This is a genomic window from Nitrospirota bacterium, assembly GCA_040752355.1.
In the GTDB taxonomy this organism is placed as follows: Bacteria; Nitrospirota; Thermodesulfovibrionia; order Thermodesulfovibrionales; family Dissulfurispiraceae; genus JBFMCP01.
This window is the reverse complement of record JBFMHE010000014.1, coordinates 56,659-70,552: the sequence shown is the minus strand read 5'-3', so window position 1 is coordinate 70,552 and position 13,894 is coordinate 56,659. Positions and strand designations below refer to the sequence as shown.

Below are 13,894 nucleotides of genomic sequence, written 5' to 3'. Positions count from 1 at the left end.
ACCTCATGCTACCGGGGAGGAGATATGTTCCATACCGCGCGACCCCAGGATATCATCGACGGCGCAATAACCGATGTCTACTTCGAGCGCACCATGGCGGTGCTCAGGGCAAAGGGAATAAACAAGCGGGTCAAGGCCGAGTTCATCGCCAAGAGCCTTCCCGGTCAGTGGCCCTGGGCAGTGCTGGCGGGTCTCGAAGAGGCGTTGTTCCTGCTGAAGCACCTCCCGGTAAAAGTCAGGGCCATGCAGGAAGGATCGGTCTTCTATCCCTATGAGCCGGTCATCGAGATAGAAGGCAGGTACCAGGACTTCTGCGTCTACGAGACCGCCCTCCTCGGCCTCATCTGCCAGGCCTCGGGGATCGCCACGAAGGCTGCACGCTTCAAGAAGCTGGCCGGCGAGCGCCTGCTCATCAGTTTCGGTGCGCGGCGCATGCACCCGATCCTTGCCCCCATGATCGAGCGCAATGCCTATATCGGCGGCTGCGACGGCGTTTCGGTGGTGAAGTCGGCGGAGCTCATCAGGGAGGACCCGATGGGTACCATGCCGCATGCCCTGATCATCTGCTTCGGCTCGACGCTGGATGCGGTCAAGGCGTACGATGAAGTCCTCGCGCCGGGCATCAGGCGCGTGGCCCTCATCGACACCTTCCAGGACGAGAAATTCGAGTGCCTGAATATCGCCGAGGCGCTGGGAGAAAGGCTCTATGCCGTGCGCTTCGACACGCCGGGCTCCCGGCGCGGCAACTTCTACCGCATTCTCGAGGAGGCGCGGTGGGAGCTCGACCTGCGGGGCTACCGGCAGGTCAAGTTCTACGTCAGCGGCGGCATAAGAGAAGAGGATGTGCCGGGCCTGAACCCCCTCGTCGACGGGTACGGCATCGGCACCTCGATCAGCGACGCTCCGGTGGTCGACTTCGCTATGGACATCATGGAGGTCGAGGGGCAGCCGCTCGCCAAGCGCGGCAAGTGGTCCGGCAGCAAGCGCGTGCTCTCGTGCAGCTCCTGCGGAATGCGGAAGATCACTCCTTTCGAGACGGGCGAGCTCCCCTGCCCTTGCGGCGGCGCGTTCCGGGATGAGCTCATCCCGGCAATGGACAACGGCAGACAGCTCATCGATGCGCCGCCCCCTGCCGAGCTGCGGAAGCGCGTGCTGGGGAACGTGAAAGGGCTGCCGCTGGAATAACGGGACGCACACTATTGTTATGAAAGAGACAGGAAGCCCCCTTCCTGTACTCTCTCTCCCTGTCCCTGGTATAATTCCGGGCAGAGCAATTACTACGTAGGGAGGACCTTATGAAATCCTTGCACAATGACCTTCCCGACGAACGGCTCCGGTCGACGATCGGGCTGGGGATGCTTGTTCAGGATGTGATGACCAGAGATGTCCTCTCGGTTCCGAAGTTCGAGAGCATCATGCGCGTGGCGAATATCCTGTCCGAAAGGAATATCAGCGGGCTTCCGGTGGTCGATAAAGAGCAGCGCGTCATAGGCATCGTAACCCAGGCCGACATCCTCTCGATGGTGGGCGTGAGGAGGGAGAATACCCTCAAAGACCTCTTGCGGCATATGCTGGGCGAACAGCTTCCCGAGCGCAGAATGGGGGATATCGCAGGCGATATCATGACCGCTCCGGCCGATACGATCTCCCCCCGTGCAACCATCGCCGAGGCAGCGCGCATCATGGATGAGAGGCGGATAAGAAGGCTGCCCGTGGTCGACGAGAACCAGACGCTCCTGGGTATCATAACAAGGGCCGATATCCTGAAGGCGGTGATCAAGAAACTGAAATGGGACACCCCCGACCGTCGTCCCTGACCGCTTCGGGAGACTCTCTCTAACGCACTAAGGGCAGACCACGCAGAGGCTGCCCTTAGTGCGCTGTGTCAGACGACGGTCATCTTCCCGCTGCCGCCATCTGCGACCGCTTCATCTCCTCCATGCTCTTCGCCATCTCGCTGGTCTGGCTTTCATCCAGGATATCCCGCGCCTCGTCGAAAAGCTCTCCTTCCTCCTCGTCGACATGGTGCTCCACATTCTCCCTGAGCACCGTGAGCTTGGCGAACCATTGCTCACCCTGCTGCATGCTGCTCATCTCCCTGAGGAGCAGCTTGATCACATGGTGCTCCTCGATCGCCTCGAGTATCATGGTGTGGGTCTCTTCCTCGTCTTTCAGCGACGGATAGAAGAGTTTCTCTTCTCCCTCCATATGGATCTGGAGCTCCCGGCTGAGCTGGCTGAAGAGCTGTTGCGCCTTGCTCTCGCTGCCGGACGCGCCTTCGAGCTCGTCCAGTTGATCGAATAGCTTAATCGCCTCTTCATGATCCTTTTTCAACAGCTCGAAAATAGTCATCGTTCCCTCCCTTGTGCGGAGACCGGTGCTTCCGCCGTCTGCATTCCGGTCTCCTGTTTTTAACGGCGTGTCCTGTTTGCGTTCTCGATCCGGCGTCCTGCCGGCATCAGCCGTTGATGATCTCCCCGCCGTTGGGGTGCAGCACCTGTCCGGTCATGTACGAGGAGTCGGATGAGGCGAGGAAGACATAGCACGGCGCTATCTCCTCCGGCTGTCCGGCCCGTTGCAGCGGCACGTTCTCACCGAACGGCGGAATCTCCTCTGCCTTGAAGCTGGCAGGGATGAGCGGTGTCCAGACGGGTCCCGGCGCTACCCCGTTGACCCTGATGCCCCTGGCGGCGAGGCTCTTCGCCAGCGATCGCGTAAAAGCGACGATCGCTCCTTTTGTGGACGAGTAGTCGAGCAGCTTCGGATTGCCCCGGTATGCGGTCACCGAGGTGGTGTTGATAATGGCGCTCCCCTCTCTGAAGTATTTCAGAGCTGCCTTGGTCATGAAAAAATAAGAGAAGATATTCGTCCGGAAGGTCCGTTCGAGGGACAGGGCAGTGATGTCTTCGATACTCTCCCGTTCGTGCTGCTCTGCCGCATTGTTGACCAGTATATCGAGCCTGCCGAGCTCGGCGACGGTCCGCTCCACGGATTGACGGCAGAAGAGCTCATCGCCGACATCGCCGGCGATGGCGATGCAGCGCCGGCCCTCTTTTTCGATCCTCTTTTTCGTCTCTTCGGCGTCTTCGTGCTCGTTCAGATAAAGGATAACGACATCGGCCCCTTCTTTCGCAAAGGCGATGGCGACCGCCCTGCCGATGCCGCTGTCCCCGCCGGTGACGAGAGCGACCCTGTCGAGGAGCTTGCCGCTTCCCTGGTACTCGCGCCTCTCCGCCCTGGGCCGGGGTGTCATCTCCTTCTCGATGCCGGGCTGCCGCTCCTGCTCCTGCGGGGGCTTCTTCATTCTTTTCCTTCCGCGCACCTTCGGCATGCTGTCCTCCTTTGGTTCGGTTGTTGATGGTATGCGGGACTCTTCATTACGGGAACCGGCCGGTTGCCGAGCTCCGGTCCGGCAGAGGAGGCATACCGGTTTCCGGTTCGGATGACGGTCAGGCGATCTTCCCTGTGCAGGGACAAGCGACGAAGAGAGCGGAACAGCCTGCAGAGCAAGAGCGATGGGGTCGAGGGAAACACGAGATCGATACGTCGATGCAATGAAAGGAGGCTCTTCTATCTAAATTGGACCACAAAAGCGCACAAAAAGCAAGACACGCACGCCGCGTTTAACGGAGCGGGCGCTCGGGCTCGTGCCGGTCCACGCCTCGGTAGCGCCCCCCTCTAAGGGCATCGATAAAGTTATGGTGCGTCACCAGCATGAAGAACTCCGTGTAGCAGCCGCCCACCTCCTCGCGCGCATGGGAATCGCTGCCCCCCGTGGTCGGCAGCTGAAGGACCCGCGCCGCCCGCATCGCCTTGTCGTTCTCGGTGCGGTTGTTATGGTGGTTGTACGCTTCTATGGCGCAGATGCCGTTCAGGCTCCCAAGATCGGCCCTCATGAGCGACCATTCGCGATACGGATGGGGGACGATCACTATGCCTCCCCGGTCCGTCACGAAGCGCACGACCTCCCGGACCGGCGCCGCCTCGCCGATGCCGAGGAAACGGTCATCCCGTATGCCGAAGAGCAGCACATGCCCTTCCGCGGTCGCGTACTCGGCGCCTCTGAAGATGCTGATCCTGTCCCGGTAGCGCTCCTTCAGCCGTTCGACCGGCTCCGACGCCTCATAGGAATTGTGCTCGGTAAAGGCGATGCCGTCGAGACCGACCTCGATGGCGCGCTCTATCGACTCCTCGGGCTCGGCGGTGCTGTCCTCGCTGTAGATCGAATGGTTGTGCAGGTCGATTTTCGTTATCATGCTCGCACCCCCGTTATCCCTGTAATGACGGTATGACACTGCCTCAGCGCCGCGCAATCCTGCCGATATCCTCTTTCAGCAGGGCTGCATACCTGGTGATCAGTCTTCTGAACTTCTGCGCATCCTCCGAGGCCCCCAGTCCATTGAGGGCGAAGGTAGTATACCCGATCCGGTAGGCAAGATAGGCGATGCGGTAGAGCGGAAGACGCCGGCGCACGGTCGTATCGCGCGCCTGTGCCTCGTAGGAGGCGAGGAGATACTCTGCCGCCTTCTGTTCGAGCCCGAACTCGATCATGCAGCCGGCGATGTCCCAGGCGATGTCCTGGGAGCAGGGGAAGAACTGGTCGGCGTGGTGGTCGATAGCATCGGTTTTGAGATATCCCCTGTCGGTTCTGATCCACTCGTGGGGAAGCATGCGGCCGTCGACAGCGACCGGCCCGGCTTCGTCGAAGAGAGAGCGGAACACCTCGATCCGATCGAGACGGTCTGCCCACGGTCTGCCGAGGCCGAGGAGGGTATTCCGCCTGATCATCCCGGTGAGCTCCTCGAACCGCATGCCCCGCTCGACAGGGAACGACCGGCCGAGAAAGCGGAGATACCGCACGATGCTGTCGAGCGCCTCCCGGTCGACAGCGCCAGGCGAAAGCGGCACGCCGTCGATGAACGCCGTCGTCATGAAGCCGTTCGACAATCCCTGGACAGGAGGAGTAAGCCCGGCATCCGCGAGGGCGAGGGCGCGCTGCAGCTTCGCTCTTCCGTACCGTCCGAGGCCCGCGAACTTGAAGAGGAGCATAGCCGAGTTCCGATAGAGGAACTTGCGCTTCTCGTGCTGCGGCTGCACGGCGGGCGCGTCGTCCTCTTCGCGGTAGAAGAGGTCGCGCCACATTCCTGCCGAGATGTCCCTGATGAAGTCGCCGTGAACTATCCCGTTCAGACGGCCGCTCCTGAGCAGGACATCGTCGAACCATGCCGTTATCCTCCGGTGCTTCGCCCACCGCTCCCGGGCCGGCCGGGATATGAAGTGCCGGCCGTCCGTATCCCAGCTCGGGAAAAAAACGATCCTGCTGTCGGCGATGCCGAGCGCGGAGAGCTTTTCCGCAGGAGCGCAGATGGACGAGCCGCTCATGCCGGGCCCTTCGTCCATGATGAGGAAATAATGGCCGTTCAGGTCGCGGAGCACCGCCTCGAATGAAGGGGTAAGGAGCACGCTCCGGTAAAAGGGATCGCCGCGGGGCCTCATCGTACAAGGGAGGACCGCACACCCTGCGGCCTCGAGCGCTGCCGCGACCACCGCCGAAAGGCTCGTCCCTATGCTGCGAAGCCCTATGCAGACGACGCGGTCGGGACGGGCCTCGGCAGCGAAGCGCTTCGCCGCCTCGAGATAGGTCTCGGGGTAGAGGCCGTAGTGGGCGTAGCCCTCGGGCTCGCGAAGACAGACGCGTTCGGGCAGGTCATGGGGCGGCAGCTCCGCGAGCGCCCTCTGCAGCAGGGCGAGCCGCCGGAGCGCTTCGGCATCTCTTCCCTCCCAGGAGGCGAGCACGATATGCCCTGTCACGACGCCGATGCTCCTGAGCGTTGCGGCGGACCTGTCGTGGTCATCCCGCTCGGGACAGCGCGCGTCGGCGACTGCCGATTCGAAGACGCCCCACTCGATGAGCAGCTCGACCGCCTCTTCGTGACGTATGCGCGGCATGCGGCAAAGCCGCTCCACCATCCCCTGTATCTCTGCCAGGCACCGGGCGGACGGGACCTCCTGCTCCTGCTTTCTATAGACAATCATAGCCCGTTCTCCTGAAGGCGCCCGCTGAGGACCGCGGCAGCGGAGAGCGCGCCCTCCGCAGACCGGGGAGCGGCGAGCGGCAGGTGATCGATCGTGATCCGGTAGTTCATCCGGTCGCACGCTCCCCAGAGATACTTGAGCTTCTCTCTCCCGCGGAGGAAGTCGAACTCTCTCATCCCTTCGGCGATCGCCTCCTCGATGGCATGGTCGATGAGGACGATGCCGGGGCTCAGCCGGGAAAAGACAGGATTCGTACGCACGCGGTAGCAGTAGAATGCGTCCCTGCCCCGGAGTCCGTAGACCACCGCAGCGGTGCTGCCGTTAACCCGGAGCCGGTAGAGACGCAGATACGCACGACGCTGCAGGGGGTATGCGGCGACGCGGTGGAACAGCTCGGTTGCTCCGTCTTCTCCCGGAGCGCTCTCCCCCTCGCCGGTCCGGCGGCTGTATGAGAGCCCGAAGAAGTCGTCGAGAAACTCATCGGTCGTCTCCTCGCGGGCGGATTCGATGAGCACGCTTCCGGCAGAATCCACCGCCCGCCGGGCGCGGTCCACCCGCACCCTCTGTGCAGCGGAAATCCCGCTCCTGAGGGCCTCGATACTCTCGGGCAATTCCAGCACCGGACAGGCTTCGAGAGGGCGTATCCTCGCAGAGAGTCCATGAGACAGCGTGCACCCGAGCAGCGGAGAGGTCGTCCGGATCTCCCGGAGATCGCAGAGCTCCCACCGGGCACGCTCGCGGAGCAGATAGCGAAAGACCGCAGCGGTCCCGGCAGGGGCTGCGTCAGGCTCGAAGAGGACGTCGAGGTAGTCGGTAATGCCGCTCCCCAGAAGGGCTATCCGCCGGTTGCAGCACGCGGGACCGTCATAGCCCGGACCGTCATCGATGAACAAGGGCGCCAGCCCGACCAGTCTCCCCTCGCAACGTACCGTTATGACCAGGAGCTCACCGCGGCCGATATGCCGCCACCAGGGCAGGAGCCATTCAGGGGTCTGGAAGGGAGTTGCTGAAGGAGAGCGCGCCCAGAGCGCTGACCACTCGGGGACGAGGGCCTCCAGCCCGCGCCCGGTGGTTACTTCCTCGATATGCAGCGACAATGATTCCCTATTCATGATACCTCACATTCTTTTGAAGAGAGCTTCCTGTTCGCAGCAAGGGCACAATACCGCTCCAGGTAGCGCTGCACCATGGCGGTATGGGAAAAGCGCCTCCTCGCCTCGCTCCTGCAGAGCCCGGGGTCTATTTCCGGCGCCGCTGCAATGGCCTCGGCCATCTCCCGCACGTCGCGCACGATAAAGCCGGTCTTGCCCTGTTCGACGATATCCGCGAGCGCTCCCGAAGGGAAGGCGATGACCGGCGTTCCGCAGGCGAGGGCCTCCATGGCTGCCAGCGAGCTCGTCTCTGCCACGAGGCTCGGTATGAGCAGGCACCGCGCTGCAGTGAGGAGGCGGCGTTTGCGAAAGAATCCCACGGGGCCGAGAAAGCGGTGCTGCCGGCCCTCGAGGCGGGGCCGGATCTCTTCGGTGAAATAACGCATATGCACCTCATACGGATACAGCGCGCCGGCGAGGATCAGCGGGATACCGGCCCGGCCCGCGGCATCGAGGGCGAGATGGAATCCTTTCTCGGGGCAGATCCTGCCCAGGGAAAGGACGAAGTTCCGCTTGCTCACGGTGAGAGAGAGCTCTTCGACCGGCACGCCGTTGTCGATCGGCGGCAGCAGGTCCAGACTGCGCGGGCGGGTCGCATGCTGCGCCGCAGAGACGGTATGGAGATACGTCAGCGGCCGCGCGGGCCGCAGGGAGCTCGGCGGATACCAGGCGAGCGGCAGGTGGAGCGTCACCAGCGCCGGCGCTCCCTCGGGGGGGAGGTAGTGCTCGAAATCGATGCCGTGCATATGCACGACATCGATGTGCCCGGCGGAGAGCGCCTTCTTTATAGCCCTTCGATGCTGCTCCCTCACAAAGGCGCGCGCCGCTTCGTCGATGCGTCCTTCGACCCGGGGAGTACTGATAAGAGCGCCCCTCACCGCCGAGCCCTCGCAGGCGATGACGACCGACCGGTGGCCCGAACGCACGAGGAAGTCATCGATCATGCCGAGCACCTGCTCTGCGCCGCCCACGGCATCGGGACCGACCGGCGCCAGCGGATAGGCGACATTGAGCACGGTCAGCGGCGCATGGACGGCCCTATGCTGCATAGCGGCGCACCATCCGCGCGCAGAACTCCGCAAACTCCTCGGGCCGGCGGGGCGGGCTGGTGTGGTGGGGAGTAATGCCGCGGGACTCGGGCGTAAAGCAGAAGGTGAGCGTCACGCTGAATCCCTCGAGCGCCTTCATCTGCCGGTCGAACCATGCATCGGCATCCGGGCGGAGGCTGTCCGCCCAGCTGAGGCCGGTCCGCAGGTAGCTCACTCCCAGTCTCTTGAGCCATCGCACGGCGTCGTCGAGGCGGTGGTCCTCGAAATGAAACCACTGGCAGATGCCGAGCTCCGGCGTGTACGCGGGAAAAGAGGGAAGTGCGAGCTTGGGAGAGCCGTCCTCACGGAGCAGCCCCATGTAAAAATGGCGGTAGTACGACGACCCTTCGGCCTCGCGGTGGCGTGTCGTGGCGGGCCACGCCCTCGGCAGGTCGTACAGGCTGTACCAGTGGATGCGCCCGGCCCGCCCCCGGAGCAGCTCGGCAGTGCGCCTCAGCCCGAACTCCTGCACCTCCTCGGCGCCGAAGGTCGAGACCCCCGCCTCCGACACCCAGACCGGCAGGTCGGTGACCGCCTGTATCTCTCCGAGCTTGTCCGGCCATTCATGGATGGTCCAGTGGTTCCAGTCGAGAGGGAACCCGTGGACAGCGACCACCTCGACGTGGTCGAGCACGCCCTTGCTCTTCATGTTGGCGACGAAATTGGGATCGATGGGGGAGATGCCGCCCAGCACGCGCAGGAGGCGCGGGTTCTCGGCTGCGACGGCGGCGGCGGCGCTCTTCACCATCCCGGCATACAGGTTCCACTCGGCGTCGATATGAAAGTCCCAATGGGACAGGTTGTTCGGCTCGTTCCAGAGCATGACGGCCTCAATCATCGATGCCCCCCTCCTTTCTTTCCAAGGACCGGCAGATGTAGACCTCCTCTTCGGGGTGGTCGATGATCTCGAACGAGGCGCTGCGGAGCATCGCCTCGACGCAGGCGCGGTTCGGGAGCCACCAGTTCGTGGGATCCCCCGAGTACTTGCGCTCTATGAAATGCATCCGGGGAAACGAAGGGTCTTCGAATATGCAGCGCTCGCTGAAGGAGTAGTCGTCTTCGATGGCAGCGACCTCGTCGCTGCCCCGCAGCATGGATTGAAAGATGAGCAGGTCCCTGACCACATGGCGGTGGAGGAGGTCGAGGGCGAAGAGCGGGTGGCGGAGGTGATAGAGCACCCCCATGAAGAGGACGATATCGAAGCTCCTGCCCAGCCGCGCCACTTCGTATACCGAGAGCTGTTGAAACTCGATCTCCATCCCGTGGACAGCGGCGGCGAAGCGCGCCTGTGCAAGATAATCCGCATCCGAATCGATGCCCACCACCTGTCCGGCGCCGCGCCGCTTCATCTCGATGGCGTAGAACCCGGCGTTGCAGCCGATGTCGAGCACCGACTTCCCCTGCAGGTCGGCAGGGACGGCATGGGCGAAGTGGCGCCATTTGACTTCAGGGTAGTCGCCGAGGAAGTGATCGGGAGCGGTCTCGATGCCGCGCAGCTTGAGGTTATGGAACCACGGACCGAGCTCGGCCACTCTCCTCCTGATCTCGTCAGGGGTGAGCCGGTCCGGCGGGACTGAAGACGGAACTGAGGAATGATACGTCATAGAGAGCATCTCCTTTTGCTCCTGAGAAAGGTTCATGTTCGCGCACTGAGCAGTTTGATCGCTTCACGGTAGCCGTTGAGGGTCCCCACGTCCACATAGGACTGCCCGCCCTTCACGCCCCGGGCCTCACCGCCGCGCGCCAGGTAGGCGTTGACGAGCGTGCCGATATACTCGTCACTGCGGTCCCGCTCGGACCAGAGCGCAAAGAGGCCGCGCAAGACCGCCCCGGAGAGCTTGAACCCTCCCCATATCCATGAGGTGGCGGGCCGGGGCTGCTTCACCTGTATCTCGCGGACGGCGCCCCTGTCATCGGTGACGACCGCATCGAAGAGCTCGGGGTGCTCGACCGGAAACAGGAGGAACGAGAGGGCCGCGTCATCGAGAAGGCGGAACCCCTCTTCGGGAAACCAGATGGTGTCCGGCAGTCCCACGATCACCTGTTCGTCGGGATGGATCAGCGGAAGAACGCGGAAGATGGCGTCGCAGAGTCCGGCGGGACGGGGCTGTACGGTATAGCAGACGTGTGCTGAGCTCACATTGCCCTCGTAGTATTCCAGGATATCCGATTTGCCCGGAGCGATAATGAAGCATATCTTTGTCGCACCGCCCGCGATCATCCGGTCGACGAGATACTCGCTGACCGCGCGGGGCCGTTCGACTCCCTGGTCGAGCCGGCTGCCCACCGGGAGCAGCTCCTTCGAGAAGGCGAGCGGCTGTATCCTGCTGCCGACGCCTGCGGCGGGAATGATTCCCCACATACCTAATCCTCCGCGGTTGAAGGGTAGTACCGGTATGCGCCGAACTCCGCAAGCGCATGTCCTGCGGCGTCCAGCGCCCGCTCGAGGTCGCGGACGCGCTGGTCGGCCGTGTGCTCGGCCAGCACGCGCTCCTGCGCAGCCCGGCCGATCCGGGCGATCCGGTCAGGAGACATCTCGAGCGCAGCCATCACCTCCTCCGTCGTCCGTGCAATGGCGATCTCGGCGCCGATCGAGAAGAACTGCTCGAGGCCCTCCCAGCAGTCGCTGATCAGCGGCGCTGCGCAGGCCGCTGCCTCGAAGAGACGGCCCGACGGACAGTACCCCATCTCCGCCATCGCCCCGCGGGTGACATTCAGCGTAAAGGTCGAGGAGCAGAAGAAGGAGGGATGCTCCGGCGGCGGCACGTGAGGGATGTAGCAGATATTCTCCCCCCACGGAAACGATTCCGGGTAGAGGGAGCCGCCGATGAGAAAGCGCCGCCGGGGGAGCCTCCGGGAGGTCTCGACCAGCAGCGCCTGGAGCATCCGCTGGCGGTCGTCGGCGTACGTCCCCAGATAGGAGAGGTCGGCCCGGTAGGCGTCGACGGACGGCACGGGGTAGTGCGTCGAGGGATCGACGCTCCCGTAAAGCGGCGCGACACGGGGTGCGCCCAGGAGCGTCCGGAGCTCCTCCAGCGCCTTCCCTCCGGTGTAGCTCAGCACCAGGTCGAAGTCCCGGAGGCCGCGGGGGCCGATATAGGAGACCGGCTGGCCCCCGCGTACGCGCTCCAGAGTCACCGGGGTATCCATGTCGTAGAACGTACGCAGTCTCACCGGCGAGCATCCTACCAGTTCCGACGCGGCGACCCCGTCGGGACAGTAGGAGGTCACCATGCCGGCATCGGCATCGGCAAGCTGCTCCCGGGCAACAGGCAGCACCGCGGACCAGCTCTGGTAGAAGCAGAGCGTCACGCCGGAGAGCTCGATGAGGTCGCGGTGGTGCGCATAGTAGGGGACGTCCCGCTCGAAAAAGACGACCCGGTGCCCCCGCCGCACCAATGCGCGGCAGAGCCCGCGCCAGAGCGTCGCATGCCCGTTTCCCCAGGAAGAGCTTATCGTGAGTCCGAAGATGACCAGTTTCATAACCAGCTCTGAAGATCCGTCGTGGTGGTTGCTCTGTTCCGCACCGTCCTCCCGCGGCAGACGGAGCGGGCAGCTCCGGCTTACGGCTTGAGAACGACCTTGATGCAGTTCTCCTCTTTATGTTTGAAGATATCGTAGCCGCGCGGCGCGTCCTCGAGGCGCAGGCGATGCGTGATAATGAACGAGGGGTCGATGCGCCCCTGCTCTATGTGCTCGAGGAGCGGCCGCATGTACTTCTGGACATGCGTCTGCCCTGTCTTGATGGTCAGTCCCTTGTTGAACACGGCGCCCATCGGCATTTTATCGATGAAGCCGCCGTAAACCCCGGGGACCGAGACGGTGCCCCCTTTTCTGCAGATTTTGATCGCCTGGCGGAGCGCCGTGGGGCGGTCGCTCTCGAGACGCACCGCCTGCTTCGCCCGGTCGTACCATGCGTCGATGCCGGTCCCGTGGGCTTCCATGCCCACGGCGTCGATGCAGGCGTCGGGCCCCCGGCCGCCGGTCATATCCGCAAGGGTCTCGTCGAGGTCCACCTGCGTATAGTCGATCACCTCGGCCTTGCCCTCCTCATGCGCCATGCCGAGCCGCTCGGGAAACCGGTCGATGGCGATGACCCGCTCGGCGCCGAGCAGGTAGGCGCTCTTGATCGCGAACTGGCCCACCGGGCCGCAGCCCCACACCGCAACCGTGTCTCCCGGCCTGATGCCGCAGTTCTCCGCAGCCATATAGCCCGTGGGAAAGACATCCGAAAGGAAGAGGGCCTGTTCGTCCGGCACGCCGTCGGAGAGCTTCAGCAGCCCCGTATCGGCAAACGGCACGCGCACATACTCCGCCTGGCCTCCCGCGTAGCCGCCGAACATATGCGCATATCCGTAAAACCCTGCGGTCGCGTAGCCGTACACCTTCTCCATCATCGCGGCGTTCGGGTTGGAGTTGTCGCAGAGCGACCACATATCGTTGGCGCAGAAGAAGCAGTGGCCGCAGGAGATCGTGAACGAGGCGACCACCCGGTCTCCGGGCCTCACGGTCTCGACCGCGCTGCCGGCATCGACCACCACCCCCATGAACTCATGGCCGAGGATGTCGCCCTCCCTCAGGGTCGGGACATACCCGTCGTAGAGGTGCAGATCGGACCCGCATATCGCGGAGAGCGTTACGCGCACGATCGCGTCGTGCGGATTTATGACAGAGGGTGCGGGCACGTCCTTTACCCGCACGTCGTTCTTCCCGTACCAGCATAATGCCTTCATACTCGTCCTCCCCTCTCGCAACGGAGCCTGTTTGCGAGAGTCTTTTCATCAGGGGTTCGCGATCCGCATCCGGCGGCGGCAGCCGCGCCGGCCTCCTGCTCAGCGCCGCTGCCTGCCCGAGGGCTGCCCCTCGGTCGTCGGGATCTCTCCCGCCTCCATGACCTGCTTGAAGTTCCGCAGGTCCTCTTCGAGCTGGTTCTTCGGTATCGCAGTGAGCAGTTTCGCTGCCGCTGCTCCGAGCGCGCCCAACGGAGGGCGGTACTTCATCTTCACTCTCACCTCGGTGCCCCGGCCGCCGGTCGCATCGCTGAACATGACCTTGCCTTTATGCCGGATATCGGCATTCTCGAGAGTATGCCATGCGATGAACTCGTTTTCCCGGTCTTCGGTCATCTCCGCATCCCACTCCACCGTGATGCCGCCCGGCTCGCGCACTACCCAGTGGGAGCGTCCGTCGGTGCTGCGCACCGACTCGAGGTGGCGCATAAAGCGGGGGAGGTTCTCGAAGTTCCGCCAGAACCGGTAGACCTCTTCGCGCGGACGGTTGATGATGACGCTCTTCTCCATGCTTATCCCCTCGGCGGCCGCCGCTCCTGCAGTCGAAACGCCGAGGGCGCCGTACAGGGGGCAATGTCCCGACCTGCCGCGGGATACGAGGAGGTAGCTGCCGAGCAGGGAAAGCGCCCGGCCCCGGCGGGAGCGGCGGGTGAGACCGTAGAGTGCGAGAATGCTGCCGCCCATCATCGAGATCCAGCGCTCCGCCCGCCCGACGTTCACTCCTTTTCCCTTGCGCTCTTTTCGTATGACCATCCGCCTCTCCCGAGGCTCGATCGCTGTCTCTGCCGTCGCCATAGTCCCTCCCTTTGTGCTGCTGCGTGCATACGAC

Annotated in this window: 14 protein-coding genes; 2 read left to right on the top strand and 12 right to left on the bottom strand. The window is 63.6% G+C overall.

The window, feature by feature from the left end; translation table 11 throughout:
- The first annotated feature begins 24 nt into the window (after nt 1–24).
- Nucleotides 25–1,185, top strand: a complete 1,161-nt coding sequence (locus AB1805_11170; GenBank protein MEW5745982.1) for a nicotinate phosphoribosyltransferase — start codon at nt 25–27, stop codon at nt 1,183–1,185.
- Nucleotides 1,186–1,295: 110 nt separating this feature from the next.
- Nucleotides 1,296–1,817 (top strand): CBS domain-containing protein, encoded by a 522-nt coding sequence (locus AB1805_11165; protein ID MEW5745981.1) that lies wholly within the window; start codon nt 1,296–1,298, stop codon nt 1,815–1,817.
- A 79-nt stretch (nt 1,818–1,896) separates the two neighbouring features.
- Here AB1805_11165 and AB1805_11160 read toward each other — a convergent pair whose 3' ends face one another.
- The 12 genes from AB1805_11160 to AB1805_11105 form a co-directional block, all read right to left on the bottom strand.
- Nucleotides 1,897–2,352 (bottom strand): hemerythrin domain-containing protein, encoded by a 456-nt coding sequence (locus tag AB1805_11160; protein MEW5745980.1) that lies wholly within the window; start codon nt 2,350–2,352, stop codon nt 1,897–1,899.
- 106 nt (nt 2,353–2,458) lie between these two features.
- On the bottom strand, nt 2,459–3,331 hold the full coding sequence (locus AB1805_11155; protein MEW5745979.1) for an SDR family oxidoreductase: 873 nt from the start codon (nt 3,329–3,331) through the stop codon (nt 2,459–2,461).
- A gap of 292 nt (nt 3,332–3,623) precedes the next feature.
- Nucleotides 3,624–4,256 (bottom strand): PHP domain-containing protein, encoded by a 633-nt coding sequence (locus AB1805_11150; protein MEW5745978.1) that lies wholly within the window; start codon nt 4,254–4,256, stop codon nt 3,624–3,626.
- A 43-nt stretch (nt 4,257–4,299) separates the two neighbouring features.
- The gene (locus AB1805_11145) at nt 4,300–6,036 is read right to left on the bottom strand and encodes a hypothetical protein (protein MEW5745977.1); all 1,737 of its coding nucleotides are present in this window, start codon (nt 6,034–6,036) and stop codon (nt 4,300–4,302) included.
- Nucleotides 6,033–7,148, bottom strand: coding sequence for a GNAT family N-acetyltransferase (locus tag AB1805_11140; GenBank protein ID MEW5745976.1), 1,116 nt, complete (start codon nt 7,146–7,148; stop codon nt 6,033–6,035). Before AB1805_11140 ends, AB1805_11145 begins: the two co-directional genes overlap by 4 nt.
- On the bottom strand, nt 7,145–8,236 hold the full coding sequence (locus tag AB1805_11135; GenBank protein ID MEW5745975.1) for a glycosyltransferase: 1,092 nt from the start codon (nt 8,234–8,236) through the stop codon (nt 7,145–7,147). Before AB1805_11135 ends, AB1805_11140 begins: the two co-directional genes overlap by 4 nt.
- Nucleotides 8,226–9,113 carry a beta-xylosidase gene (locus tag AB1805_11130; GenBank protein ID MEW5745974.1) on the bottom strand — a complete coding sequence of 296 codons (888 nt, stop codon included), beginning with the start codon at nt 9,111–9,113 and terminating at the stop codon, nt 8,226–8,228. Before AB1805_11130 ends, AB1805_11135 begins: the two co-directional genes overlap by 11 nt.
- Entirely contained in the window at nt 9,106–9,879 is a 774-nt protein-coding gene (locus AB1805_11125; GenBank protein MEW5745973.1) for a TIGR04290 family methyltransferase, read from the bottom strand. The genes AB1805_11130 and AB1805_11125 overlap by 8 nt, the downstream gene beginning before the upstream one ends.
- Nucleotides 9,880–9,911: 32 nt before the next feature.
- Nucleotides 9,912–10,637: a sugar phosphate nucleotidyltransferase gene (locus AB1805_11120; protein ID MEW5745972.1), complete on the bottom strand. Its 726-nt coding sequence runs from the start codon at nt 10,635–10,637 to the stop codon at nt 9,912–9,914.
- A 2-nt stretch (nt 10,638–10,639) separates the two neighbouring features.
- Nucleotides 10,640–11,758, bottom strand: coding sequence for a glycosyltransferase (locus AB1805_11115; protein ID MEW5745971.1), 1,119 nt, complete (start codon nt 11,756–11,758; stop codon nt 10,640–10,642).
- Nucleotides 11,759–11,838: 80 nt separating this feature from the next.
- A complete protein-coding gene (locus tag AB1805_11110) occupies nt 11,839–13,008 on the bottom strand; it encodes a zinc-dependent alcohol dehydrogenase (protein ID MEW5745970.1) in 1,170 nt (389 codons plus the stop codon).
- A gap of 99 nt (nt 13,009–13,107) precedes the next feature.
- Entirely contained in the window at nt 13,108–13,860 is a 753-nt protein-coding gene (locus AB1805_11105; protein ID MEW5745969.1) for an SRPBCC family protein, read from the bottom strand.
- Nucleotides 13,861–13,894: the final 34 nt, after the last annotated feature.

Excerpts from the sequence above, each read along its gene's own strand:
- AB1805_11170 (MEW5745982.1), top strand. The coding sequence starts at position 25 with ATGTTCCATACCGCGCGACCCCAGGATATCATCGACGGCGCAATAACC.
- AB1805_11165 (MEW5745981.1), top strand. The coding sequence starts at position 1,296 with ATGAAATCCTTGCACAATGACCTTCCCGACGAACGGCTCCGGTCGACG.
- AB1805_11160 (MEW5745980.1), bottom strand. The coding sequence starts at position 2,352 with ATGACTATTTTCGAGCTGTTGAAAAAGGATCATGAAGAGGCGATTAAG.
- AB1805_11155 (MEW5745979.1), bottom strand. The coding sequence starts at position 3,331 with ATGCCGAAGGTGCGCGGAAGGAAAAGAATGAAGAAGCCCCCGCAGGAG.
- AB1805_11150 (MEW5745978.1), bottom strand. The coding sequence starts at position 4,256 with ATGATAACGAAAATCGACCTGCACAACCATTCGATCTACAGCGAGGAC.
- AB1805_11145 (MEW5745977.1), bottom strand. The coding sequence starts at position 6,036 with ATGATTGTCTATAGAAAGCAGGAGCAGGAGGTCCCGTCCGCCCGGTGC.
- AB1805_11140 (MEW5745976.1), bottom strand. The coding sequence starts at position 7,148 with ATGAATAGGGAATCATTGTCGCTGCATATCGAGGAAGTAACCACCGGG.
- AB1805_11135 (MEW5745975.1), bottom strand. The coding sequence starts at position 8,236 with ATGCAGCATAGGGCCGTCCATGCGCCGCTGACCGTGCTCAATGTCGCC.
- AB1805_11130 (MEW5745974.1), bottom strand. The coding sequence starts at position 9,113 with ATGATTGAGGCCGTCATGCTCTGGAACGAGCCGAACAACCTGTCCCAT.
- AB1805_11125 (MEW5745973.1), bottom strand. The coding sequence starts at position 9,879 with ATGACGTATCATTCCTCAGTTCCGTCTTCAGTCCCGCCGGACCGGCTC.
- AB1805_11120 (MEW5745972.1), bottom strand. The coding sequence starts at position 10,637 with ATGTGGGGAATCATTCCCGCCGCAGGCGTCGGCAGCAGGATACAGCCG.
- AB1805_11115 (MEW5745971.1), bottom strand. The coding sequence starts at position 11,758 with ATGAAACTGGTCATCTTCGGACTCACGATAAGCTCTTCCTGGGGAAAC.
- AB1805_11110 (MEW5745970.1), bottom strand. The coding sequence starts at position 13,008 with ATGAAGGCATTATGCTGGTACGGGAAGAACGACGTGCGGGTAAAGGAC.
- AB1805_11105 (MEW5745969.1), bottom strand. The coding sequence starts at position 13,860 with ATGGCGACGGCAGAGACAGCGATCGAGCCTCGGGAGAGGCGGATGGTC.